This window comes from Clostridium aquiflavi (assembly GCF_031344075.1).
Taxonomy (GTDB): domain Bacteria; phylum Bacillota; class Clostridia; order Clostridiales; family Clostridiaceae; genus Clostridium; species Clostridium aquiflavi.
Map to the genome: position 1 here is coordinate 1 of NZ_JAVJAN010000016.1, position 26,357 is coordinate 26,357.

At 27.3% G+C, this 26,357-nt stretch carries 19 protein-coding genes; all 19 read right to left on the minus strand.

Annotated features, from left to right (window positions below):
• Nucleotides 1-363: 363 nt before the first annotated feature.
• Nucleotides 364-1,686 (minus strand): APC family permease, encoded by a 1,323-nt coding sequence (locus tag RGC78_RS07145; RefSeq protein WP_252213497.1) that lies wholly within the window; start codon nt 1,684-1,686, stop codon nt 364-366.
• A gap of 272 nt (nt 1,687-1,958) precedes the next feature.
• Nucleotides 1,959-2,420, minus strand: a complete 462-nt coding sequence (locus RGC78_RS07150) for a DUF1097 domain-containing protein (protein WP_252213495.1) — start codon at nt 2,418-2,420, stop codon at nt 1,959-1,961.
• A gap of 150 nt (nt 2,421-2,570) precedes the next feature.
• Entirely contained in the window at nt 2,571-3,809 is a 1,239-nt protein-coding gene (gene preA / locus RGC78_RS07155; protein WP_252225928.1) for an NAD-dependent dihydropyrimidine dehydrogenase subunit PreA, read from the minus strand.
• Nucleotides 3,809-5,062: an FAD-dependent oxidoreductase gene (locus RGC78_RS07160; protein ID WP_252213538.1), complete on the minus strand. Its 1,254-nt coding sequence runs from the start codon at nt 5,060-5,062 to the stop codon at nt 3,809-3,811. The genes preA and RGC78_RS07160 overlap by 1 nt, the downstream gene beginning before the upstream one ends.
• A gap of 598 nt (nt 5,063-5,660) precedes the next feature.
• Nucleotides 5,661-6,779: an anti-sigma factor domain-containing protein gene (locus tag RGC78_RS07165; RefSeq protein WP_309556313.1), complete on the minus strand. Its 1,119-nt coding sequence runs from the start codon at nt 6,777-6,779 to the stop codon at nt 5,661-5,663.
• Between the two features lie 9 nt (nt 6,780-6,788).
• Nucleotides 6,789-7,451, minus strand: coding sequence for an RNA polymerase sigma factor SigI (gene sigI, locus RGC78_RS07170; RefSeq protein WP_252213489.1), 663 nt, complete (start codon nt 7,449-7,451; stop codon nt 6,789-6,791).
• A gap of 473 nt (nt 7,452-7,924) precedes the next feature.
• Nucleotides 7,925-8,470: a ribonuclease gene (locus tag RGC78_RS07175; protein WP_252225937.1), complete on the minus strand. Its 546-nt coding sequence runs from the start codon at nt 8,468-8,470 to the stop codon at nt 7,925-7,927.
• A gap of 32 nt (nt 8,471-8,502) precedes the next feature.
• Nucleotides 8,503-9,555 (minus strand): hypothetical protein, encoded by a 1,053-nt coding sequence (locus RGC78_RS07180; protein WP_252225939.1) that lies wholly within the window; start codon nt 9,553-9,555, stop codon nt 8,503-8,505.
• A gap of 209 nt (nt 9,556-9,764) precedes the next feature.
• On the minus strand, nt 9,765-10,307 hold the full coding sequence (locus tag RGC78_RS07185; RefSeq protein ID WP_309556314.1) for a hypothetical protein: 543 nt from the start codon (nt 10,305-10,307) through the stop codon (nt 9,765-9,767).
• A 200-nt stretch (nt 10,308-10,507) separates the two neighbouring features.
• Entirely contained in the window at nt 10,508-13,657 is a 3,150-nt protein-coding gene (locus tag RGC78_RS07190) for a DEAD/DEAH box helicase (RefSeq protein WP_309556316.1), read from the minus strand.
• A 206-nt stretch (nt 13,658-13,863) separates the two neighbouring features.
• The gene (locus RGC78_RS07195) at nt 13,864-14,373 is read right to left on the minus strand and encodes a tetratricopeptide repeat protein (protein ID WP_252213479.1); all 510 of its coding nucleotides are present in this window, start codon (nt 14,371-14,373) and stop codon (nt 13,864-13,866) included.
• Nucleotides 14,374-14,560: 187 nt separating this feature from the next.
• Nucleotides 14,561-16,999, minus strand: coding sequence for a DNA helicase RecQ (recQ, locus tag RGC78_RS07200; protein ID WP_309556317.1), 2,439 nt, complete (start codon nt 16,997-16,999; stop codon nt 14,561-14,563).
• 301 nt (nt 17,000-17,300) lie between these two features.
• On the minus strand, nt 17,301-17,567 hold the full coding sequence (locus RGC78_RS07205) for a hypothetical protein (RefSeq protein WP_252213475.1): 267 nt from the start codon (nt 17,565-17,567) through the stop codon (nt 17,301-17,303).
• Between the two features lie 58 nt (nt 17,568-17,625).
• Complete coding sequence (locus RGC78_RS07210) at nt 17,626-17,877, minus strand: phage holin family protein (RefSeq protein WP_252213473.1); 252 nt, start codon at nt 17,875-17,877, stop codon at nt 17,626-17,628.
• Between the two features lie 267 nt (nt 17,878-18,144).
• Nucleotides 18,145-18,312: a hypothetical protein gene (locus RGC78_RS07215; RefSeq protein ID WP_252213471.1), complete on the minus strand. Its 168-nt coding sequence runs from the start codon at nt 18,310-18,312 to the stop codon at nt 18,145-18,147.
• 328 nt (nt 18,313-18,640) lie between these two features.
• Nucleotides 18,641-19,639, minus strand: coding sequence for a CAP domain-containing protein (locus RGC78_RS07220; RefSeq protein WP_252213469.1), 999 nt, complete (start codon nt 19,637-19,639; stop codon nt 18,641-18,643).
• 382 nt (nt 19,640-20,021) lie between these two features.
• Nucleotides 20,022-23,537 (minus strand): pyruvate:ferredoxin (flavodoxin) oxidoreductase, encoded by a 3,516-nt coding sequence (gene nifJ / locus RGC78_RS07225; RefSeq protein WP_252225953.1) that lies wholly within the window; start codon nt 23,535-23,537, stop codon nt 20,022-20,024.
• Nucleotides 23,538-23,844: 307 nt separating this feature from the next.
• Complete coding sequence (locus tag RGC78_RS07230) at nt 23,845-24,972, minus strand: glycerate kinase family protein (protein ID WP_252225955.1); 1,128 nt, start codon at nt 24,970-24,972, stop codon at nt 23,845-23,847.
• A gap of 50 nt (nt 24,973-25,022) precedes the next feature.
• Entirely contained in the window at nt 25,023-26,279 is a 1,257-nt protein-coding gene (locus tag RGC78_RS07235) for a GntP family permease (protein ID WP_252213463.1), read from the minus strand.
• Nucleotides 26,280-26,357: the final 78 nt, after the last annotated feature.

Genomic DNA, 26,357 nt, shown 5'->3' on the forward strand with positions numbered 1-26,357 from the left:
TTGCTCCCAATATAAAATTGAGACAAGCAGTAAATATGACAATACTCATTAAGGATTCTCAAAGTCCAATTACAATGCCACTTCACCTATTTCATATATTAACACGTATTTAAACAATTCTTAAATAAAATCACTTTTAATTATACTTTAAAAATGATTTTATTACAAAGTTTTGATTTTTTATTTCATTACCACTGTATACTAGGTGATATTTTTTTATAAATTTAATCCTATATAATTTTTCACAATTAACTAGTATATATTTAAAAGCTTATATGCCTTCAGCATATAAGCTTTTATAATTTTCATATCATATATTAATGCAATTACATAATAAAAACATAAAACAAACCAAATCTAAAACTAAGATGTTTGTTTATTATTATAATAATTATAAATGTAAAATGGTACTCCGATAAGCATCAGTATGAATCCCCACATTACAGTTTCTGCTCCTGAACCATAAATAGTCCATATAGAATATGCAAATGCCAAAAGAGGTATTATTGATTTCTTTATAAATATTTTAAAATTAAATTTCTGCTCTTCTCTAAACATAAGCATCATTTCTGCACTTACTGCTAATAAATAAACAGGTAAAAATGACAATGTTGCTAATATAGTTATAAACGTAAAAGCAGATACCATGCTCTTTTGGTAATTCATCACAAGTAATATATTTACCAATACTGATCCAGCTATCAATGAATTTATTGGAGTTCCATACTTAGGATGTAATTTACCAAAAAATTTAGGAAACACTCCATCTATTCCTGCTGCATATGAAACTCTAGCTGTTGATAATAGCCATCCAATTGTTGTTCCTAAAATGCATATTATAACTGCGATTGTTAGTCCTTTCCCAATTGAGTGTCCAAATATGTTAGTTAATATGTCTGTAAGTGGTGCTGTACTAGTTGAAAGCTGTAAATTTGACATAGCTCCCATACTTCCAACACTTATTAATATGTAAATAACAGATGCTATTATCATTCCATATATTGTGCTCTTTTTAACATTTTTTTCTGGATCTCTGATTTCTCCTGCTGTAACTGTAGAACTTTCCAAGCCTACAAATGCCCATAATGTTGATGTTGCTGCCAATGGAATTGTAGATAATCCCTTTCCTTGTGGCATAAGTGGCATTAAATTAATTTTATCAAAATTTAAGAAAGCTGCTATTATAAATACTCCAAAAAATGCAATCTTAAACACAGTAACAAAAGTTTGAATCTTTCCAGCTTCTTTAACTCCTACTATATTTAATATAGTAAAAATCCATAATAATGAGCTAGTGTATATTATTGATGCTAATGGATTTTGAAGTGCAGGTATAATGGATGCACTATAACTAGATAAAGCCACAATAATTGCAGCATTTCCAATCCAAGAACCATTCCAATATAACCATGCACTTAAAAAACCTGTAAATTCTCCGAATGCTTCTTTAGTATATTGATATGCCCCCCCAGTAGCTGGATATTTAGAACCTAAGTTTGCAAATGAAATTGCTATTAATATAGAACCTATAGTCGTTATAACCCATGCTATTATTGTTGCTAACGGGCCTGATACCTGTGCAAGGGTTGCTGGCAACATAAATACTCCTGAACCAATCATATTTCCACATACAAGCATAGTAGCCATAAATAGACTGATTTCTTTCTTCAAGTTGTTATTCTCCATTTTTTCCTCCTAATGTTGGACTGAAATCACAATATAAAATTTAACCTTTAACATTGTAATTTTATCAGCTTCTCATCATTTGTCAATGCATTGTCTAATGTTTATATACAGTTACACAATTTGATATTATTAAAATTTCTGTTTACAAAGTGTAATTTTATATTTTCATAATATTTCAATTTATAAATTGATTAATAATTAATAATTTATAGAATATATTTATAATTTTCTCTTTATTAGAAATTTATATACTATATTTCTTAATAATTTAACTACACTTCTTCTTTTTTTCCACATTTCTCATATAAAAGAACCCCTGTCCATTCACATAAGAATCCTAATACTGCGCCAATAAGTAATGATGGTATAAGATTCATCAAATCTCCATTAGCTGCAAATGTTGAAAATGATCCAACAAAAGCTCCTGGTATAAATGCAAGTACTTTAATTTTAGATTGTATACATAAGAAAAATGTAGTCACTATTGTCATGATTACTCCCGCTTGTGGAAAACCTAACATAGCTGATACCTTTATACTTAGCATTGCCCAAAATACTCCACTCAAATTTGTACATATAGCACTTTTAAATCCCTCTTTTTTACCACCTGCTGCAAAAAAAGTAGTACAACCTGCAAAACCCGCCCAAGCAATTAATCCTGCAGCATCAGCACCTATCATCCACGCACCACAAAGTATTGCTGTAGTTAATGATAATGAAAATAATGAACTCATTATTATTTCCTCCTATAATATTAATTTTAGGTTATTTTTTATTAAAATGTTTATTATAAAATGTATTTAACTATTTTATGATAAAAATAGCTGTGTTTAATCTTATGGATTTTTAACACAGCTATTATTATAAATGAATAATTAAAAAATTTATAGAATTATTTCTCTTTCTTCTCCATTATTTTTGAATTTTATTTCGCCCTTACCTATAGCTGTAACTGGACATACAAGTGCACATAAATGACATCCAACACATCTATCTTTATTTACTTCCGGCTTTCTTTCCTCTACATTCCATTTTATAGCTTGATGAGCACCATCATAACAAGAAATGTAACATCTACCACAGCCTAAACATTTTTCTTCATCAACTTCTGGATAAACTATATATTCTCTATCTAAATCTTCAGCTGGAATAATATTTTTAACAGCTATTCCAACCATATCTTCTAGCTTTTCAAATCCATGTTCTTCCATAAAATGAGATAACCCACTTATCATATCTTCTACTATTCTATACCCATATTGCATTACTGAAGTAGTAACTTGAAGATTACTTGAACCCAATAATATAAATTCTAAAGCATCTTCCCATGTTTCTATTCCGCCAATTCCACTTATAGGAACACCTTGTAATTTTTCATTCTTAACAAGTTCATAAATAAATCTTAATGCTATTGGTTTTACAGCTTTTCCTGAATATCCTGAAACAGATGATTTAGCATTAACTACTGGTTTTGCAGTCATTGAATTTATATCAATACCAGTTATGCTTTTTATAGTATTTATTGTTGCAAGTCCTGTTGCTCCGCCTTCCATAGATGCAATAGCTGGTACTGACATATCTCCTATGTTAGGAGTCATTTTAGCTAGTATTGGTAAATGAGTACCTCTTCTAGTTGCTTCACAATATTTTTTAACAAGTTCTGGGTTTTGACCAACATCTGAACCCATTTCATGACTTGTCATTTGAGGACATGAGAAATTACATTCTATCATGTCAGCACCAGCTTCAGTTACAAGCTTTGCTAAGTCTTCCCACTCTTTTTCATTTTCTCCCATTATTGAAGCTACTACAACTTTAGTAGGATAATTTTCTTTTAATCTTCTTAAATCATCTAAATTTTGTTGTAATGGATGATCTGATATTTGTTCCATATTTTTAAACCCAACAAATGAAGTTGATTCTTTTCTTAAACTATCAAAACGTGGAGAAACTTCATTAGGCATAAAGAAACCTATAGTTTTAAACATTACACCTGCCCACCCAGCTTCAAATGCTTTAGCACACATTTCATAGCAATTTCCTACTGGTGATGATGATAAGAAAAATGGATTTTCACATTTTACTCCACAAAATTCTATTGATAAGTCTTTGATAATACTCATTATCTAGCACCTTCTTTCTCATTTAAATATTGATCTATTTTTTCTGCTGCTTCTTTTCCTAATTTAAGTGCATAAACAACTGTTTTATCACCTTCAACTATATCTCCACAAGCAAATACTCTATCAATATTAGTTTTATATTCTTTAGTTAATATCATTCCTTTATCATTAAGCTCTATATTAGCTATTGAATTTACTTCTTCTTGTTCTTGTCCAATTGCAAATATAACATTTTCTGTAGGTATATCTAAGTTTGAGTCATCAAACATACCTACCCCTTTAAATCTTGAAACACTACCATTTTCTCCAATAATTTCTTCAGGCTTAATTCCTGTAAATATTGGTATATTTAAGTCTATTACTTCTTGAATACTCTTTCTTTCAGCTGGCATTTTTTCTATAGTTCTTCTATAAACTATTTTAACATCTCCTGCACCTAAGTTCTTAGCTGTCATTGCACAATCTATTGCAACGTCTCCACCACCAACAACTATAACTTTATTTCCTAGTTTATATTGTCCAGTTGACTTTACTTCTGCTAAAAAGTCTGTACCATTAATTACACCATTTAAATCAGAACCATTTATTTTAACTTCTTTACTCCTTTGCATTCCACAGGCAATTAAAAATGCTTTATAGCCCTCTTTACTTAAAGAATCTATAGTAACATCTTTTCCAATGTTTACATTAGTTCTAAACTCTACACCTAGATTTTCTATATATTTAATTTCATTATCTACAACTACTTGAGGTAGTCTTTCTTCTGGTATTCCATAAGTTAACCAACCACCTAATTTTTCTTTTTTTTCAAATACTGTCACATTGTATCCTAATTGTGCTAATTTAGTTGCTGCTGCTAATCCACTTGGACCTGAGCCAACTATAGCAATTTTTTCTTTATTACTTTCTACTTTGTTTAGCATTTCCATCCCTAAAACGTTTTCATAATCAGTTAAATACTTTTGAAGCTTTGCAATTTCTATAGGCTTGTCTATATTTGTTCTACTACAAGCTCCTTCACAATATTTCTTGGTAGGACATACTCTGGCACACACTCCTCCAAGTATGTTGTTTTCTCTTATTGTCTCAACAGCTCCCTTTAGATTTCTAAAGCGAAGCGAACGAATAAATTTAGCTGGATTCGTTCCTATTGGACATGCTTGTGAGCACGGTGCATCATAACATAGTAAACATCTTGAAGATTCCTCTATCGCAAATACTGGACTGATTAATTCTTCATTGTTTTTTTTCATTTTATTATTTTTATACAAAATGATCCCCCCTAAGTTGTGTATCGACAATATTAACTTAATATTTAAGAAATACTATTAAGTTAATCTTATGATGTTATAATTATATCATAAATAAATACAATGTTTTACTTTGCACTTTCTTGTTATGTTAATGTTTACATCGACTATTTGTTAAAATAATTATTTTTTAGATACTCTATTGTAACTTCTTTCTTTTTTATACACTATATTTATGTTTTTTATATTTTTGTATATTATGTAAAATGTTTCAACTAAAACAAAATTATCTATTAAAACAATAATTATGTTATTCTAATAGATAGTTTATTTTAATTTATGACTATTTATATCAATAATTTGTATATCATATAAGTCATTATTTAATTATATTTCCTGAGAAATAATGGGATTTTTATAAATTCCTAAAGAATAAAAAAATCTATACGTTTGTTCTTTGCCATCTAACAAACATATAGATTATACTAAGTATTTGAGTTATTTTGTTTTTTCATTAGATTTTATACAAAATAATATAAAATTTAATTAGTTTATACATAATACAATACACTTAGCTTTTTATTTTTGAGTACTTTTTTAATCATTTTTTTAGATTTTGTTCTTCTTTCTCAGTATCTGTAATATTGCTTACGGAACCATTATTCTTATCTTTTGAAGTTTCATTATTTTTATCTTCTGTTTCTTCATTGTTTGTTGTATTATCCCCTGGCTTAATTTCCTCTATTGGAGGTAATACTATTTCTGGCTTTGTTTCTGGAACTTCTTCAGGATCCTTCTTTATTTCAGACTCTTTATTATCTTCTATTGGCTTTTGTACTTCTGGAGTAATTTCTTTTATTGTTTCTTCAATTTTATCTTTTTTAGGTATTGTATTATTTTCTAAAGTATTTTCTGGTTTATCACTATATTTATCATCTGATAAATTATTATTTATTTCTGGTTTTTCTGAATTTTGTGCATTATCAGCTTTCCAGTAAATACAATTTTCTTTATCTTTTATTAAAGAAGTAATTTCTTTAACAGGAATATTTTCAATTTTAGATTTTACAGTTTCATCAGCTGAAAGAGAAACTTCATATCTTCCTAAACTTATACCTTTAGTTTTTGCTTCTTCCACCGCTTCTTTACTACCTTTTACATAAGTTACATTTTCAGTTTTAAAAGTTGTTTTAATAGCATCTTGTATTTGATTTTCGTAATTTTCATCTTCATGCTTATCTAATAATGCAAAAGCAACTAATACTTCTCCCGTTTCACCTAAATATTCTTTTTCAACTAGAATAGCCTTTATACCTTCTATTCCTTTGTCTATTTCTAGACCATTTATACTTGAAAAATCAATATTTTTGCCGTCCTCATTAACACCTTCAACAGCTACTATTTTCTTCTTATTATTAACCTGTATTTGAATACTTGGATTTATATCTAAGCTTACTACAGCATATGCTTTGTTAAATGCTAATGGTTGAAAGAACGTAAATATAAGTAAGAATAATGCTGCAAATGTTCCAAATGTTTTGAATAAGCTAATTTTATTAACACTTCTATTTTGATTAATATTAACTAAATCTTCTTCAAAGTAAAATATCTTTTGTCCTAATTTCATACCATCTTTTACTTTGATGCTCTCTATGCTACCCGTATCATTCATTACTATTGCATATTCTTTTTTTATTTCCATTATTATTCCCTTACTCATGATTATCACCTACTTTCTGATCCAATTTTTTAGTGTCTTAAGATTTTTCTTAAATATAATTACTACTGAAATTATAAATTTTTTGCTTCGTTTCACTACTTTTTCAGTAACAGAAAATCTAAGTACAATTTTCTTAATTGGTAATCTTTTTTTAACCTCCATAAAAGTTGTTAGTTCTTCTACTTCACTTATTTGCTTTGCTAAATTCATAGCATTTTCTCGTGTTGCTCTTTGCTTAGGCGCTTCTTCCACTAAATCTTCAAATGTAAAGCCATATAACATTATTTCTGATTTTAATATATTTATGTCATCAACTAATAATCCATTATCTTCTTCTTCTAAATATTCATCTTGAATTTCTATTCCCTTTTCAACCAGTTCTTCAATAGATGAACATGAATGTTTATTTTGGCTTTTTAAATAATTTTTAATTCTACTTGATATAACAAGCTTTGCGAATGGTAAGAAATAACCTTTATTTTTCTCATATCTTTCAATAGCCTCACAAAATGCAAGTAATGCAATACTTAGTTCTTCATCATTTTCACAAGACACATATTTTCCAGTAACATCAGATATGCTTTTAATTATAAAAGGCATATGTTGTTCTATTAATTGATTTACATCAAGGTCTTGTCCAATATTTAAATCTTCTAAAACACATTCGAGCATATTTAAGCTCCCTTCCTGTTCATTATTATATACAAAAAATATTAGTATTTTCGGTACTTTTTATTTCCAATGAATAAAATTTTCTAAAATATAATACATTGTATTACTTCATGCTTATATATTACCATATATTTTTTAATAAAGTAACAAGTAACAAACATATTTTATATGTACTAATTTTAATTAAATTAAAATTCAATCTTTTATTTAATTCTTTATAAATAAAAATCTTTTATTTATGATAAATTCTCACTAAATTTACGTATTTATTTTTTTAAATATAAAAATACTGCTAGGACTAATTAAAATCCTAGCAATATTATTAAAAATTATAATTTATTTATAACTTCTATTAAAAGTTTAATGATGCTGTTTATATAATTTCTACATATAAATATTATAATCAAAATAACAGCTTAATAGTTTTATATAAATATCTCTAATGTCCCAAATATCTTTAAAATTAGTATGATCTAAATATTGTCATAATAATTATCACCATAATATTCTCTTCTATTATATCTTCCTTGTTTATAAATATTATTTCTATTTTCTATTTGTTTTAGATTCATTTCTATCTTATTAAAATACTGTTCTTTTTGATTTAACTCATTTTCTTTTTCTTTAAGTTTAATTTCTTTTTCTTTAAGTTTAATTTCTTTTTCTTTTATATTATTTTCTTTTTTATTAATTTCCATTAAAAAACGATTCAAATTTTCTTGTTTTTCTTTAAGTTTAATTTCTTTTTCATTAATATAAATTTCTCTTTCTTTTATATTGATTTTTTCCTCTTTTATATTTAATTCTCTTTCTTTTATTTCTAACTCTTTTTCTTTTACTTTACTCATAAAGTCATAAGATGAATCTTTATAAGATTCCTGTTGCATTTCTTTTTCTTGTCTACCCTTTTGTTGTATATCTTTTTCTTGTTTATCAGTTTCTTTTCTTATTGATATTGATTTATAATGCATTTCATTTCTATTATCATTTACCGCAGTTGAAAAAGTTATTAGTGCCATAAAGGCTGCCCCCTTAATCCATTAATATATAGTTATGACAAATTTACTTCATCTATAGCTAAATAGCCATGCATAGCTACGGGACTAGTTGGTTTTGAAATGGAAGCTTCAAAAACAATTGTTTCAGTTACTGTAATTGTATATTGATGATGTTCCCAATCATCACTAATATATGGTACTGAATGTGTAAAAGTATCTCTTACAATTCCATCTGTATTTTTTATAACTACTTTAGCTACAGCCGGATCAGACTGTGGTCCTTCTGTCAAATGGAAGAATGCATAATAATCTATTACCTGTCCAGCTACTACATTAACACTTTGTTTTAGTATAGCGCTTTCATTAACCTTACCTGATCTTAATAAAGCAAAACATTCACTATCTTTACCTTTTAATTCTTTATTTTCACCATCCTTTTTATATTTAAATTCATCTGTGGCTTCAACAAATCCAGCAGGTATATCTATTTTAGTCCATCCATCAAGACTACATTTTCCTTCAACTTCAAATCCTCCATTGACAAAATCGTCTCCTGGTTCTGGTTCTGGACCTGGTTCATTACAATCTTCAAATTCAACTTGGAATAAAATTGATGCACAAAATACTGAATGGCAAGGTAAACAGAAATCTCCATAGTACTCTTCTGAATCATCACAACATTTTCTTATTTCTAGGATATATTCAACTCCACCGTCAAAACTATCTCCCTTTTCAACTACTTTATTATCTGTAATATTATATATTATAAAGTCACAATTTGTACAAATATCCATCACTTTTAAAGATGCTTTTTCAATAAGAGTAAGATCTAAAGTATCATTCACAGTTGGTTGTGAGTTAATTGGATGATAAGTTTCTTCTCCGTAATTTCCGAATACTAACAAAAATCCAAGATCGTCACCTTTACCTGGATTACATGGTTCTATCGAACATCCACAATCTCCTTCAGAATATACGTATTTATATGAAAACACTTTAATTTCTTTTTTTATGGTTATAGGTTTTACATTTTGCTTAAAGCAATTTAAATCCTTATTATAAAAGTTAGCTATATTTCTATAATTTATTTTTGCATCTGTAGGCATAATTATTCTCCTTATCTTTTTTCAGTGAAATTATCGTAAAATTTATTACTACACTATATGTTAATAAGAATAGAATTGTTACATTAATAAGCCCTTATATGAATTCTCTTAAAATTTTCATATAAGGGCTCTAGATAATACATAAAAATATTACTGGAAATAAAAATTTCCAGTAATATTTTATTAAAAAACGTGCAAACTACACAAAATTATTCAGAATCGTTAATACAACCCTCGAACTCAATTTGGAATAAAATTGATAAACAAAATACTGAATGACAAGGTAAGCAGAATGCTGCAGTACAGTTTTGGTCATTGTCATCACATTTTCTTATTTCAAGAGTATATCTACTTCCTCCCATAAATTCAGTTCCAGTAGTAACTTCTATTGGGTTTGCTGGGTCTGTAACATCATATATTTTAAAATGACAATCTGCACAAATACTCATTACTTTTAAAGATGCATTAGTGATTTGTGAAAGATCTAAAATATCGTGTACAGTAGGATCTGTTGCAGGATCTGGACAATAATTCTCTTCTCCATAATTTCCAAATATTAATGTAAATCCAACATCGTCACCTTTTCCTGGATAACATTCTCGTCGACAATCACAATCTGCTTCTGAATATACATATTTATATGAAAATACCTTTGTTTCACTTTTTATAATTATAGGGACTTGATTTATTACATCACAGTCTGAATCAGTTGGGTCAAAACTAGCTTGATTAAGATAATTTACTTTTGCCATACTTATATTCTCCTTTAATACATAACTTTTTTAGCATTATTTATTTGCTACTTTAATTTATGTCGAAATAGGTAGATTTGTTACTCTTTTATTGAATCTTGTTCATAAAAAAATATCTAAAGTAATTGATATAATCTTTTTACTTTAGATATTCTTTAATTATTTACTTATATTTCATAATTTTATAATTTATATTTTCGCTATATTTTAAATAGATCCAGTAACTCATACTTATTTAATTTATTAAATAATCCTTCCTCTTTTAGCTCTCCAGTTATTACATCTTCTATTAATGATTTTTTATCTTCTTGAAGCAATAGTATCTTTTCTTCTATGCTTTCTTTTGTTATTAATTTAATTACTTGAACTACATTTTTTTGTCCAATTCTATGGGCTCTATCTGTAGCTTGATCTTCTATTGCTGGATTCCACCATGGATCAAAATGTATTACCATATCCGCTGAAGTTAAATTTAATCCAGTTCCTCCAGCTTTTAAAGAAATTAAAAATATTTTTATATCTTCATTATTATTAAATTCATGTGCAAGTCTAATTCTTTCTTTTGAAGGCGTACTTCCATCTAAATATAAATAAGAAATTTGTTCACCTTTAAGTTCATCACAAACTTTATGTAGTACAGATGTAAATTGAGAAAAAAGAAGTATTTTGTGCTTATTCTTTATGGATTTTTTTATCAATTCTTTTGCTACATTGATTTTTCCACTTCCGCCATCATAATCCTCAACAATTATGGATGGATCTAAACAAAGCTGTCTAAGTCTTGTTAAATAAGCAAATATAGCCATTCTATTATTTTTGCTATCAATTTGTTTTAACTTACACTGTATATCTTTAATATAAGTTTTATATATTTTCTTTTGATTCTTTGTCATCTCGACAAAAAATCTATCTTCTATCTTATCTGGCAATTCTTTTATAACATCTTTTTTCAATCTTCTTAATATATATGGATTTATCATTATTCTTAATTCTTGTTTTGATTTTTCATCATTATTTATGAATTTCTTCGAAAATTCATCTTTACTAAAAAGATATCCTGGCATTATAAAATCAAACAAAGACCATAAATCAAGCAAATTATTTTCAACTGGTGTTCCTGTTAATGCAAATCTAACCTTGGCCTTTATTCCCTTAACTACTTCTGTTACTTTTGCCTTAGGATTATTTATATTTTGTGCTTCATCTATTATTAAATAATCAAATTTCATACTTTCATATTTTAAATAATCATTTCTTAAAGTTCCATAAGTTGTAATTATCAAATCATATTTTTCAATATCATCTAATACTTTGTTTCTAGCTTTTAAATCTCCATGTATAATTCCTACTTTTAAACTAGGGGCAAACTTTTTAAATTCTTCATCCCAATTATATATTAATGATGTTGGAGTTATAACAAATGCTTTCCTATTTGGTTCTGAAAGTAAAAATGAAATTATTTGAATAGTTTTACCAAGTCCCATTTCATCAGCAAGTATTCCTCCAAAACCTAGTTTACTTAAATTTTTAAGCCATCTATATCCTTTAACTTGATATCCTCTTAAAGTAGCATTAAGATTACTTGGAATAAATATTTTCTCATCATCCAAATTCTCTAGCTTATTTAAAGCTTCTTTAAATATCTCTACTCCGTTAACATTATATTTTTTACTATTTAATTTTTCATTTAAATAATATAATTTATTATTATCAACTATATAAGAATTGTTTTCACTCATTATATCTATATTTAAATTTTCTATAATTCGTAAAAAGTTTATTATGTCTCCATCTTCTAAATTAACAAAACTCTCATCATTTAACTTAATATAACTTTTCTTCTCTTTCCATGCTAAATATATTGCATTTAAATCATTATTACTAAAATCACTTAATGAAAAAGAAAAATCGATACCTTCTTTGTTTTTGTTTAAATCATAATTAATAAATGATCCATTAAATAAAGTAAATAATTTTTCATCTTTTAAATCACTTACTTCTCCAATTTTTTTAATTTTGTTTATTCCATTTTTTAAAAACTCATAATATTCATCATCATTTCCTTGAAATATAAAATCACCAGAACTATAAAAAAATCTAAATTTATTCATTTCACTTTCAATACTTCTAACTTTTCTAGATCTTTTAATTATAAAGTTAGAATTTATATTATCATGGTTATAATCTAATTCTAAATTTTCTCTAATTATTTTAACTTTAATAATTCTATCATTATTCCTATTTATTAAATTAAATTTGAAACTTATTAATTTATCCAAATCATCGATAATATCTTGTTCAATATTTATATCATGAGAAATCTCATTTAAGACTTCTATTATTTTATTTATATCTTCTATATAAGTATCTTTAGATAAAATAATCTCTCCGTATTCCTTTAAATCTTCATAAAATTTAATATAACTCTGCAAGTGCTTTATAGGAGATATGTATATATTTCTATCATATAAAAAAGCATTCATTTTTTTATTTAATGGTATAGGAAAAACTTTTTTTGTTTTCAATATATAATCTTCTTTTAACTTTTTAAAAGTGAAACTAATTGGCAAATTAGTAGTTTTTATATCACACAAATAGTTTTGATAATTATATTTAAACTTTATTTTCTTTTTATTTATAAGGTTTAAAAATCTTCTTATATTTTGAGGAAATATTTTTATATTTCCAGTATTGAGTTCTAATCTACAAATACTTAAATATTCTTCTAGAAATTCTATTAATTCTTCATCATCTTCATTAAAGTAATATTTCTTATGGCTATATATAAGTCCTTTTGCTATATAAAAATTTTCTTTTTTTATATAGCTAGAAATAAATTCCTTCATATTAACTAAATACTTTGTTTTACTTCCTATTAAAAAACTTGCTTCAAAATAATCTTCATTTTTATCCTTTACTTCATTTACTACTACATCTATCGCTAAAAGTTCTTTATTATTTTTTTCATCTAATATATATTTAACATTTTCTTTTTTAACATTCTCTATTTTATTTTTATTACTTTGTTTTTTAACTTGATCAAAAAATGTTAATATTATAGCTACTAAATGCTCGCAAATTACTATCCCATCTAAATCTTCATCATATTTTTCTTTATGACATTCACATTTAGCTAAAGTAACTTTTCCATTTTTCAAATCTAATCTTAAATGTGGATTATATTCTTTAAGTTTATCATCTTTTATTTTTCCATATATGTTATATAAACTTTCAATCTTTTTTCCATTAAGTCTAACCAATTTCTTATCAGTTATAATATCTTTTCCCCTTGTTAAACTTATTTTAGATATACTTTTTAATAACTGTGATTCCAAATCTAATAACTTCAAATTATCACCACCTCAAAAATCCTAAATAAGCCTAAATAATCCAATATTGGTTTACTTAAGCAAATTATAAATATTAAAAGGAGCTTAGAGACCGGCGAAGGACACTCTAAGCTCCATAATTAGCACTTTACGTACCAACTGCCCATTTAGAATAACATAATTCTTATTTAATAGCAATATATTTTTTATTTAAACTGTGCTTTAGATTAACACATTCCTCCATTTCCTCCACCGCCTCCACAGGCGTTCATATTGTTATTATTGTTCATATTGTTATTATTAGCATTTTTTCTTGCATAATTAGATGCAAATTCCATTACTTTAGCTTGAAGTTTATTTAAGCTATCTAAATATTCTATATTGTTAGGTTCTATTTCTGTTGCTGTTTTTAAATATACTAAAGCTGTATCAAACCATCCTTTTTGTACAGCTATAAAGCCTTGCAAATAATTCCATTCTGCTGAAGTTTTATCATCTGCAACATTAAGCTTAGCCTCTGCTTCTAGAAAATTATTTTTTTCTATTAAAGACCTAACTTCCTTGTACAAATTTCCATTAATAAGTACATCATAAGCTATGTTCACGTCTTTTAATATAGATTGATTATTTTCATTTTGCTCATTTTCATTGTAACTTTCTACTATCTGTTGGTATTTTTCTTTAATATCATCTTTACTTGCACCTTCATTCAAACCTAATACTTTATATGGATCCAAATTAATAACACTCCTCTAAAAATTTCTTTATTCCTTAATATTAAATATATTTTTCATATTTAATATTATTACATCCCTTATTTTTATTTATGAGTTAGTTCTTAATTAATTTAAAAAAGTTATTAATATATGTTTTTTTATATTAGGCTATATTTTAGTAGCGTTTTTATACATTTAATACAGAGTCTTATATTAAAAAGTATTTTTTTAATATCACTGCACGTATAGTTTCATATTTTATATATGGTGGAAGCTGTTTTTTTATTGCGCTTATTTTTTCATATCCAATTTTTTCACATACATCACTAATTAAATTTTCTTCTTCTTCATTATAAAATTCTTCTAACTCCAAATTAAACTTACTTTCTCCAAATTCTTTAATATAATCTGTTACATATCCTAAAATAGTTGATATTGAAACCTCTATTTCATCACATATTTCATTTAGTTTTCTTCCTTCCTTTAACATGTCAATTGCAATTTCATTGTCTTCTCTATTTTCACCATCAATAATTACTTTTCTTCTTTTCCTGTCCACCCATTTTATTTCTATATTATTCTCTAAAACATATTCACTAACTATTGAAACTAGCTTTTCTCCATATAAAGAAATTTTCTTTGGACCAATTCCGCTTATATCTTTTAACTCATCAATATTAATAGGATATCTTCCACTTATCTCTTTAAGTGAATTTTTAGAAATTATCATTTTAGGAAGTGTATTTTCCTTTTTAGCTTCTTCACATCTAATTTCATCTAGCTTATTAAATAACTCTTCATTTGTATTAATATCTAAATGAACACTTTCCATTTTAACTTCTTCTTTTTCCTTTATTTCATTTGATATTTCAATATTATTTTCTTTTACAAATTTCTTTATTTCATTTTCAAATATTTCACCATATTTTTTATACTTTATTTCTCCAACACCTGATATATTTAACATTTGTTCCTTATTAACTGGATATTTTACTGTCATTTCTTTTAATGTAGCATCTCCAAATATAACGTATGGAGGTACCCCATTTTCTACAGAAATTTCTTTTCTTATTTCCTTAAGTATTGAATATAATTCATTATCCTCTCTAGCTTTCTTTTCAATTTTAAATTCTTTAAATACAACTTTTTCTTCTGACTTTAATACATTCATTGATCTTTGATTCAATCCTAAAACAGGATACGTTCCATTAACTACAGATATGTATCTATGTGATATTAAAGTATTAATAAAATTTTTAAGTTCATCATTTGAATAATCTTTCATTATTCCATAAGTTGATAATTCATTAAAGTTAAATTGTATAACTTTTTTATTCTTAGAGCCTCTAAGAACATCAACTAACATACCAGAACCAAATTTATTTTTCATTCTATATATACATGAAAGAACCTTTTGCGCATCTATAGTTTTGTCTACTAATTCTCCTTCATTTAAACAATTACTACAGTTGTTACAATTATGATCATAAATTTCTCCAAAATAGTCTAGTATATATTTCCTGTAACATTCATTGCTGTATACAAAATCAGTCATTTCATTAAGTTTTTTATATTGATTATTTTTTCTATCAATATTTTCAATAGATTGCTCTATTAAATACTTTTGTATTTGAACATCTTGAGGTGAGAATAATAAGATACACTCACTTTTTTCTCCATCTCTTCCTGCTCTACCTATTTCCTGATAATAACCTTCTATATTTTTAGGCATATTATAATGTACTACAAATCTTATATTTGGCTTATCTATTCCCATTCCAAAAGCATTAGTTGCTACCATAATATTACTTCTGTCATATATAAAATCTTCTTGATTTTGCTTTCTATCATTTTCTGATAATCCTGCATGATATTTAGTAACTGAGAATCCATTATGATTTAGTTCTTCATGTATTTTATCAACTTCTTTTCTAGTTGCTGCATAAATTACTCCTGAAGATTCCTTATTATTATTTATATAATTATGCAAGTATAATTTTTTATCTCCAGATTTTATTACATTTATAAGTAAATTTTCTCTATCAAATCCTGTAATAAAAATTTTAGGTTTATTTAAGTTAAGAAGTCTTATAATATCTTCTCTTACCTCTTCTGATGCTGTCGCTGTAAATGCTGTAATTATAGGTCTTTTTTTAAGTAACTTAATAAAACCAGACACTTTTGTATAGCTTGTTCTAAAATCATGTCCCCATTGAGAAATACAATGCGCTTCATCTATAGCAATTTGAGATATACTACATTCTGAAATAACATTTAAAAAATTAAGTGATTCTAATCTTTCTGGCGCTATATATAATATTTTACATTGACCACTTTTAATATTTTCTATAACTTGATTTTCTTCACTACTGCTTATTGAGCTATTAATAAACTCACCATCTATCCCCATATCTTTTAATGCATCTACCTGATCCTTCATTAAAGAAATAAGAGGTGAAATAACTATTGTAAGTCCTTCAAATATAAGTGCTGGAATTTGATAACAAATTGATTTACCACCACCTGTTGGCATTATGGCTAATACATCATTTCCATCTATAATATTTGAAATTATATTTTCTTGCCCTTTTCTAAAAGACTTATATCCATAATACTTTTCTAAAAATTCTAATTCTTTGCTTTTCATTTAAATAAATCTCCTTAAAATACTACTTTCTTATTTTGCCATGTTTTATTAGATTATTGATATATTTAAAACACAGTGCAGGAATAATAGTGCGACATATAATTAATTTTAACTTACCAATATTAATTATAGCCTTTTATATTATATATTAATATCTATTCCCACATTATAAAATCTATTAACATATAAATTTTAGTAAAATTTTATAAGGAATCAACTAAAAAGTATTTTTAGTTGATTCCTCTACTTATTTTTATTATTGCCTTATATCATAAAATCAAGACCCTAAAGTTTATTTATATCATTGCATTTTCTCTATACTTTTTAGTTTTGGTTTTCCTTCAACAGGAACATAAATATATACTTTTACAAGTTCAACTTTTAATTTTGAAATGTCACTTGTTGATCCACATATAAACATATAGTTTGTTCCATCTACAACTTGACTACAGACTGTTATAGGTGTAAATATTCTATCTATATTTTCTTTAAGAGCGGTTTTAAGAACTTCTCTATCTTGCTTTCTTACATACCTATGAACATTCCATTCATTTAAACACTTCTCCATCTTCACACCTCCATATTATATTACCTTTATAAAAAAATATTGTATTTTTGCACATAATTTATTCTTTCTTATTATATTGTTTAAATAGCTGATTAGTATACACTGTAGCCCCTGTAACTAAAATTCCCTGTATCGCTGCATTTATATTAAATCCTAATAAAAGCATTCCCCCTACAATTCCAATAATCAATAAAATAAATGGTATAAATTTATTAGGAATACTCTCTGTACCCCTAATTATCATGCCTACTATATACAATGCAGGTATTAGTATTAATGCATTTTGTGATATATAGGTCATAAAATCCATAAAAATTCCTCCTAATGTTCTTAATTAAATTTTTCTAGTTATAGTAAGCCTATAATAAATTTTAATTTCTCCTTTAATTACTTTTCTAATCTAAAATTTTATTTCTTTAATATAATATGAATAAGCCTTTCTCTTTGTACACAACAAAAAACCAAATTAAAAAGATTATAATTTTTTTAATTTGGCTTAACAATATGTCTATTTATAATAATAATTTGTTTATTGTTTTATTGCTTTTACTATATAACTATCTTTAAGAATATTAATTTAGTCGTCACTACATACACAGAAACTATGTTGCAATTCTATATATTCATGCCAGCTTAAATTTTTTAGATATTTATCATAATGAACTTCGTTACAAAAACAACCTACTTTATTTTCTAAAAGTTCATTATTTAATCCTTTTTTACAATAAAAACACTGCTTTTTCATATTATCACTTCCACTTACAATATATTTATAAACATATAATATATTTATACGTTTACTCTTTCATTATATTTTAATCAATTATAACCTATTATATAAGTATATTTTAAATTTTAACTAAAATAAAAGTCATTAATTTAAATCTCTCAATCTTTTGATTAAGGAAAAATAAATTAATGACTTTATATAAACTTATCTTAAATATTAGTTGAACAATAATATTTTTCAAATAAAGTTACTTTAAGAATTCTCAATTTTCAATCTATACTTAAGTCATAATTAAAAGCCTAAAAAATATCTTTAAAAATCGCTTTATTTTATATCAAAATTATTAATTTGAAAATGTTTGAGTTCCCATATATTTATTGTTATCTTTATCGTAAATAACACCTACTCCAACCTTATTATAAGAAGGATTCATCATATTTTCTCTATGACCTTGTGAATTCCACCATTGATTGAATAATTCTACTGGATCGTATGTATTATATGCAATATTTTCACCAGTTGTATTATATTTATATCCTATTGTTTGTAACCAGTTTATCCATTTAGTTCCATCTGGATTTGTGTGGTCAAAATAATTATATTGAATCATATGGTCACTTTTATATCTAGCAACTTGTAATAAAGTATTATCCATAGTTAATGGTTGTAAACCAGCTTGTACTCTTTTTTCATTCATTAATTGAAGGATTTTATTCTCAGCACTACTTTGTATGCTTATAGAATACTTTTCTGGTAATTTGCTTAATCCATTAACATTTACAGAATCTCCATTTGTAGATGGTAAATTTTCTTGTGTATTTCCTGGTTGTTCAGGCTTAACTGTGCCGCCATCTCCATTATTGTCCGGATTTGTTGTATCTTTTCCTGGTACATTCGGAACTGTAACATCATTATTTGATCCATTGTCATTTCCTGGTGCATCTGGAACTGTAACATCACCATTTGATCCTTTATCACTTACTGGTACATTCGGAACCGTAACATCACCATTTGATCCATTGTCACTTCCTGGTACATTCGGAACTGTAACATCACCATTTGATCCATTAGTATCTGTTCCTGGCTTACTATTGCATGTCACCCATCCAAATTTCAAATTACAGCTTGTATTATTATTTTTTATATAATCACTTATTTGTATTTGTCCATTTGAACCTAAACAGAACCAAGTACCATAAACTTTACTCCAACATTTAGTTGTAGCATAATTATTAGTAGTATTATTTTTTCCTGCTGCGGATACCCCTAATGGACTTAGGCTAGTAATTGTTGCTATCGCTACAACCCCTCCTAGTATTCTTCTTAAAAAAGCTTTCTTCATTAGTTTCTCTCCCTCGCTATTTTTTTTGGATATATGTGTAAATTTCAATATAATCCTTTTTAATTAACTCTTTTTCATATATTCAAATTTATTACAACATCCTTGTGTTCAATACTAACATATCCATGACATTTTTCAACCAATGAAGACAAGCTTTAGAATGATTTATCTTCTTTTTATTATAAAATTCTTCAAAAATTCTAAAGAATGCTCCTTTATTTTAGCGCAAAGCATACATTATACTAAATTTTATATAAAAATATTTGAAAATTTTGTATTTTTTAATATCTTACATATAAAGAAATGGCTATATTACTTATATCATTATAGTAATATAGCCATTGTATTTTTTATATATTTTATTTTTGAGATGCTAACTTTCTTATTCTTGAGATGCTAATTTTTTATAATTATTATATCTTTCTAAAGCATCCTCTTCTGTCTTTTTAAATAGATCTTCTGATATTTCTGGGAATACTTTGGCAAGTGAAGAATATCTAACTTCACCCATTAAAAATTCCCTAAAGTTTTCTTTTGGTTCTTTTGAATCTAGTGAAAATGGATTCTTAACTCCTTTTAATGTAGGATTATATCTATAAAGACTCCAATATCCACATTCAACTGCTTTCTTTTCTTCCTCTTGAGAATTTGACATTCCGATTTTTATTCCATGACTTATACAAGGTGCATAAGCAATTATTAATGACGGTCCATCATATGCCTCTGCTTCTGCTATTGCTTTAAGTGTTTGATTTTTATCTGCGCCCATAGATATTTGTGCAACATATACATAACCATAAGTCATAGCAATCATACCTAAATCTTTTTTCTTAGTTCTCTTTCCTGATGCTGCAAATTTAGCTATTGCAGCTGTTGGTGTAGATTTAGAAGATTGACCTCCTGTATTTGAGTATATTTCTGTATCAAATACTAATATATTTATATTTTCTCCCGATGCAATAACATGATCAAGTCCTCCAAAGCCTATATCATAAGCCCAACCATCTCCACCAAATATCCATTGAGATCTCTTAACTAAGAATTCCTTATCCTTTAATATAACTTTTGCAAATTGATTATTTTCTTTTTCAAGTACTTCTATAACTTTATTAGACCTATCTCTACTTCCTTCACCACAGTCTTTATGTTCTAACCAATCTTTTAATACTTCTTTTGCATTATGAGGCATATCAGATTTCAAAGCAAGTTCAATATTATTAGCTATTCTTTCTCTTATAGCTTTAACTCCTAAATACATACCGTATCCAAACTCAGCATTATCTTCAAATAATGAATTTGCCCATGCCGGACCATGTCCTTGTTGATTTTTTGTATAAGCTGTAGCAGGTGCTCCTGCAGCCCAAATTGATGAACATCCTGTAGCATTTGCTATCATCATTCTATCACCAAACAATTGAGTTACAAGTTTAGCATATGAGGTTTCTCCACAACCTGCACAAGCTCCTGAGTATTCAAGAAGTGGTATTTCAAATTGACTTCCTTTTACAGTATTTTTATTCATAGGATTTTTATTAGTTACTTTTTCGACTGTATAATTCCAAACTTCTATTTGTTCATGTTGAGAAGCTTGAGGTTTCATAACTAATGCTTTTCCTGGTGCTGGACATACTTCAGCACAATTTCCACATCCTGTACAATCAAGAGGGGTTACTCCTATTGAATAATATAATTTTTCATCACTCTTTAAAGCTTTTGGCTCAACAAGTTTAATAGATGATGGTGCTTTTAATTTTTCTTCATCATTTAATAAAAATGGTCTTATTGTAGCATGTGGACACACATATGAACATTGATTACATTGTATACATTTTTCTGGTAGCCATTCTGGAACATTCACTGCAATTCCTCTTTTTTCATAAGCAGTAGTTCCTGCCATAAATGTACCATCTTCAATATTATGCTTTACAAAAGTTGATACTGGTAAAGAATCACCTTCTAATCTATTCATAGGATTTACTATTTCCCTTATAAAATCAGGTAACTCTTCATTATGTTCTTTTTTATCATCTATAACATTTTTCCATCCAAATGGTATTTCAATTTTTATTACACCTTCAACGCCAGCATCAATAGCATCATGATTCATTCTAACTACTTTTTCGCCTTTTTTACCATATGTATTTACAACAGCTTCTTTTAAATACTTAACTGCATCTTCAACAGGTATAATGTTTGTTATTTTAAAAAATGCAGATTGCATTATCATGTTTATTCTTCCACCAAGTCCGATATCTTGAGCTATCTTAATTGCATTTATTGTATAGAATTCTATATCATTTTCTGCTATAAATTTTTTCATACTTGCAGGTAATTTTTCCTCTAATTCTTCCTTATTCCATATTGTATTTAATAGGAATCTAGAATTTTTCTTCAATCCTTTTAATACATTGTATTTATACACATATGATTGATTATGACAAGCAATAAAATCTGCTTTATCTATTAAATATCTTGATTTTATAGGTTCTTTACCAAATCTTAAATGAGATACTGTAATACCACCAGATTTTTTAGAATCATAATCAAAATATCCTTGAGCATACATATCAGTATGATCTCCTATAATTTTTATAGCACTTTTATTTGCACCTACAGTACCATCTGATCCTAATCCCCAAAACTTACAAGAAGTAGTTCCTTCTGGTATAGCATCTATTCCCTTATGTGGCTTCAATGATTTATTTGTTAAATCATCAGTTATTCCTATTGTAAAGTCATTTTTTGGTTCATCATTAAGTAAGTTATCAAAAACAGCAGCGATATGTTCAGGTGTAGGGTCTTTAGATCCTAATCCAAATCTACCTCCAACAACAATAGGAGCGTCTTTTTTACCATACAAACTTCTAACTACATCTAAATATAAAGGTTCTCCTATTGATCCTGGTTCTTTAGTTTTATCTAAAACAGCAATTTTCTTAACACTTTCTGGTATTGATTTTAATAATTTCTCTACTGAAAATGGTCTATATAATCTAACCTTTACTAAACCTACTTTTTGTTTATTATTATTTAAATAATCAACTGTTTCTTCTATTACATCATTTACACATCCCATTGATATTATTATTCTATCAGCATCTTTTGCACCATAATAATCAAAACAATGATATTCTCTACCTGTAAGCTTAGTTATTTCATTCATATACTCCTCTACTATATATGGAATATCATCATAAGATTTGTTTACTGCTTCTCTTGTTTGAAAATATATATCTGGATTTTGAGCTGTACCCCTAGTTACTGGATGATTAGGGTTTAATGCGTTCTTTCTAAATTCATCAATTGCATTGTAATCAACGAGTTTAGCTAATTCATCTTGCTCAATAACTTCAATTTTTTGAATTTCATGAGATGTTCTAAATCCATCAAAAAAATTTACAAATGGTATTTTTCCTTTTATAGCTGCTAAATGTGCAACTCCTGATAAATCCATAACTTCTTGTACAGAAGTTTCTGCAAGCATAGCAAAACCTGTTTGTCTTGCTGCCATAACATCTTGATGATCTCCAAAAATATTTAATGAAGATGTAGTAAGTGCTCTGGCTGATACATGCATAACACAAGGTAATTTTTCTCCAGCTATTTTATACATGTTAGGTATCATAAGTAATAATCCTTGTGATGCTGTATATGTTGTTGTTAATGCACCTGCTTGAAGTGAACCATGCATAGCACCAGCCGCTCCTGCTTCTGATTGCATTTCAACTATTTTAACAGACTCTCCAAATATGTTTTTTCTTCCTTGAGATGCCCATTCATCAACATGTTCTGCCATTGGTGATGAAGGTGTTATAGGATAAATAGCTGCTACTTCTGTAAATCCATAAGACATATGTGCTGCAGCAGTATTTCCATCCATAGTTTTAGTTCTTCTCATCTTATCTACCTCTTTTGCTTAATTATTTATTAAATATGAAAAATGTATTTTCTTAAAAACTTAATTTTAACCTCTATATTCTTTTATAGTATTTGAAAAAAATTAAGTATTATGTACATTTTTCAACTTATAAAAAATCATCAAAGCAAAACTTTAGAAGGATAATATGAAAAGGTATTTAAAATAGAACAACTATTTTAAATACCTTTTCATATTGTTAGATTTTATTTTAAATTACTTAGTCTAGCTTTATTTATGCATATATCAACACCATGCCAAAATATAGTCTTTTATTAAATTATTAAAATTATAATACTAAAACCCTAACTACATTTTCAGTACATCTTTCTAAATTTTCTTTTCCTAAAGCTAATGCTTTATCTATATCAGTAACACTTGTTAAAATACCAAATATAGAATCTATTCCTTTAGGATATAAATTTTCTATACCTTTACCTATTCTTCCTGCAAAAGCTATAGTTTTAACATTTTCTTTTTTAGCAACTTTTGCTACGCCTATGGGAGTTTTTCCAAAGATTGTTTGAGAATCAATACTTCCTTCTCCTGTAAATACAAAATGTGCACCTTTTACTTTTTCACTTAAGTCTGTGTGTTTTATAACTAAGTCAATTCCTCTTTTTAGTTTTCCATTTAAAAATGCTAGTAATGCTGCGCCAAGACCGCCTGCTGCACCTGCACCTTCAGCATATGCAATATCTTTTCCTAAACATCTTTTTATCACATCTGAGTAATGTGCTAAATTAGCATCTAATTCTTTAACCACTTCTAAAGTTGCACCTTTTTGTGGGCCAAAAATAGCTGAAGCTCCTTTTTCTCCTATTAGAGGATTAGTAACATCACAAGCAACTTCAATAGTAGTATCCTTTAATCTACCATCTAAATTTGATAAATCTATATTTTCAAGATTATTTAATGCACCACCACCAAAAGAAATCTCATTTCCATTGCTATCTAAAAGTTTTCCACCTAATGCTTGAATCATTCCTGCTCCACCATCATTAGTAGCACTTCCTCCAATTCCTATAATGATATGCTTAATTCCTTTATCTAAAGCTGCTTTTATAAGCTCACCTGTCCCATAAGTTGTTGTTATAAGTGGATTACGTTCTTCTCTTTTTATTAATTGTATACCACTAGCAGTTGCCATTTCTATTACCGCAGTAGTTTTATTTCCAAGTACTCCAAAACAAGCATTTATTTTTTTGCCTAATGGATTTAATACTTCTACTTTATGTATTTCTCCATTTGTTGACTCAACTAGAGCTTCTACAGTTCCTTCTCCGCCATCTGCCATAGGAACCTTTATACATTCTGCATTTGGTATAACTTTCTTTATTCCTCTTTCCATAGCTTCACATGCTTCTTTAGAAGTCATGCTTTCTTTAAATGAATCTGGTGCTAATACAAATTTCATATTTAATTCCTCCATAAATTATGTTAGCTCTCATATTTAATAATATGTACTTAAAGTATTATTCCAAATATTATAGTTGATACCAATGTCATAGTAAGTCCAACCATAGCTTCATATGGAATAAGTTTCAATCTTTCATTCATATCCATATTTATACTTCCACCTGTTGAATGGAAAAAGCTTCCGTGAGGTAAACTATCTAAAACTGTTGCTCCAGCATGCATCATAGCTGCTGTTGCTAAACCTGATACACCTAATTCTAAAGCTGTTGCTCCAAATACAGAACTAGCTACTGCTGCACCTGAAGTTGTAGACGCTGTTGCTGCCGCCATAAGTATTCCTGATACTGGTGCTAATGCAAAGCTTGGTAATCCTAAAATGTTTATGCCTTGAATTATTACATCTTTTAATCCTGAATTAGAAATTATTCCAGCTAAAGTTCCTGTTCCTATTAAAAGTATAGCAACTCCACTCATTTTTCCAATCCCAAATATAGCATATTCATTCACTTTCTTAGCTTTTCCCATTGCTAAAGCTCCACATATTCCTCCAACTGGAAGTGCTATTAATGGATCTATACTTATACCAGCTATTGGTCTTAGCATAAGTAATAATATAGTTACTAACGGTCCAACTATTGCTGGTAAAAAATTAGGTTTTTCTTCTGACTCTTGTATTAATTCGTCTTGTTTTACAAAACTTCCTTTATTCTTTAATTTTTTAGCTATTATGCATGTAATAATAACACCAAATATAGCTGGTATTATTCCTGCCATCATTACATTAGTTAGTGATACTCCTAAATTATCCGATACTGCTATAGTATTAGGGTTTGGAGACATTATATTACCGGCCTTACCACCACCTACCATAGCTAATAAAATTGATGTTTTACTTAAGTTTGCTCTTTTTGCAATAGCTAAAGCTATTGGTGCTACTGTTATAACGGCTACGTCTATAAATACACCAACCATAGTTAAAACCATAGTTGCTATTGTTAAAGAAATTAAAGCTTTTGACTCTCCCATTTTCTCTACAATGGATTCTGCAATTTTAGTTGCTGCACCAGATTTTATTAATACCCCTGCTAACACCCCTGCAGTAAGTATTCTTAATATAGCTGGCATCATATTTTTAGCACCTGTAATCATTAAATCTACAGTACCTGTTAAACCAGCTCCTCCTACAAGCCCTCCCACTAAGGCCCCAATTATTAGTCCATATGCTGGATGTACTTTTTTTATAATTAATATAATTGCAATAATTAATGCTATTACTGCACCCAAAGCTGTAACTGTAACTTCCATTTTTATTCCCTCTTTCTTTCAATGTAAATGTTTATATACTCTATTTAATATTGTATAGGCATGTATTTTTTTTATCTA

Excerpts from the sequence above, each read along its gene's own strand:
- RGC78_RS07145 (WP_252213497.1), bottom strand. The coding sequence starts at position 1,686 with ATGGAGAATAACAACTTGAAGAAAGAAATCAGTCTATTTATGGCTACT.
- RGC78_RS07150 (WP_252213495.1), bottom strand. The coding sequence starts at position 2,420 with ATGAGTTCATTATTTTCATTATCATTAACTACAGCAATACTTTGTGGT.
- preA (WP_252225928.1), bottom strand. The coding sequence starts at position 3,809 with ATGAGTATTATCAAAGACTTATCAATAGAATTTTGTGGAGTAAAATGT.
- RGC78_RS07160 (WP_252213538.1), bottom strand. The coding sequence starts at position 5,062 with ATGAAAAAAAACAATGAAGAATTAATCAGTCCAGTATTTGCGATAGAG.
- RGC78_RS07165 (WP_309556313.1), bottom strand. The coding sequence starts at position 6,779 with ATGAGTAAGGGAATAATAATGGAAATAAAAAAAGAATATGCAATAGTA.
- sigI (WP_252213489.1), bottom strand. The coding sequence starts at position 7,451 with ATGCTCGAATGTGTTTTAGAAGATTTAAATATTGGACAAGACCTTGAT.
- RGC78_RS07175 (WP_252225937.1), bottom strand. The coding sequence starts at position 8,470 with ATGGCACTAATAACTTTTTCAACTGCGGTAAATGATAATAGAAATGAA.
- RGC78_RS07180 (WP_252225939.1), bottom strand. The coding sequence starts at position 9,555 with ATGCCTACAGATGCAAAAATAAATTATAGAAATATAGCTAACTTTTAT.
- RGC78_RS07185 (WP_309556314.1), bottom strand. The coding sequence starts at position 10,307 with ATGGCAAAAGTAAATTATCTTAATCAAGCTAGTTTTGACCCAACTGAT.
- recQ (WP_309556317.1), bottom strand. The coding sequence starts at position 16,999 with ATGAAAAGCAAAGAATTAGAATTTTTAGAAAAGTATTATGGATATAAG.
- RGC78_RS07205 (WP_252213475.1), bottom strand. The coding sequence starts at position 17,567 with ATGGAGAAGTGTTTAAATGAATGGAATGTTCATAGGTATGTAAGAAAG.
- RGC78_RS07210 (WP_252213473.1), bottom strand. The coding sequence starts at position 17,877 with ATGGATTTTATGACCTATATATCACAAAATGCATTAATACTAATACCT.
- RGC78_RS07215 (WP_252213471.1), bottom strand. The coding sequence starts at position 18,312 with ATGAAAAAGCAGTGTTTTTATTGTAAAAAAGGATTAAATAATGAACTT.
- RGC78_RS07220 (WP_252213469.1), bottom strand. The coding sequence starts at position 19,639 with ATGAAGAAAGCTTTTTTAAGAAGAATACTAGGAGGGGTTGTAGCGATA.
- nifJ (WP_252225953.1), bottom strand. The coding sequence starts at position 23,537 with ATGAGAAGAACTAAAACTATGGATGGAAATACTGCTGCAGCACATATG.
- RGC78_RS07230 (WP_252225955.1), bottom strand. The coding sequence starts at position 24,972 with ATGAAATTTGTATTAGCACCAGATTCATTTAAAGAAAGCATGACTTCT.
- RGC78_RS07235 (WP_252213463.1), bottom strand. The coding sequence starts at position 26,279 with ATGGAAGTTACAGTTACAGCTTTGGGTGCAGTAATAGCATTAATTATT.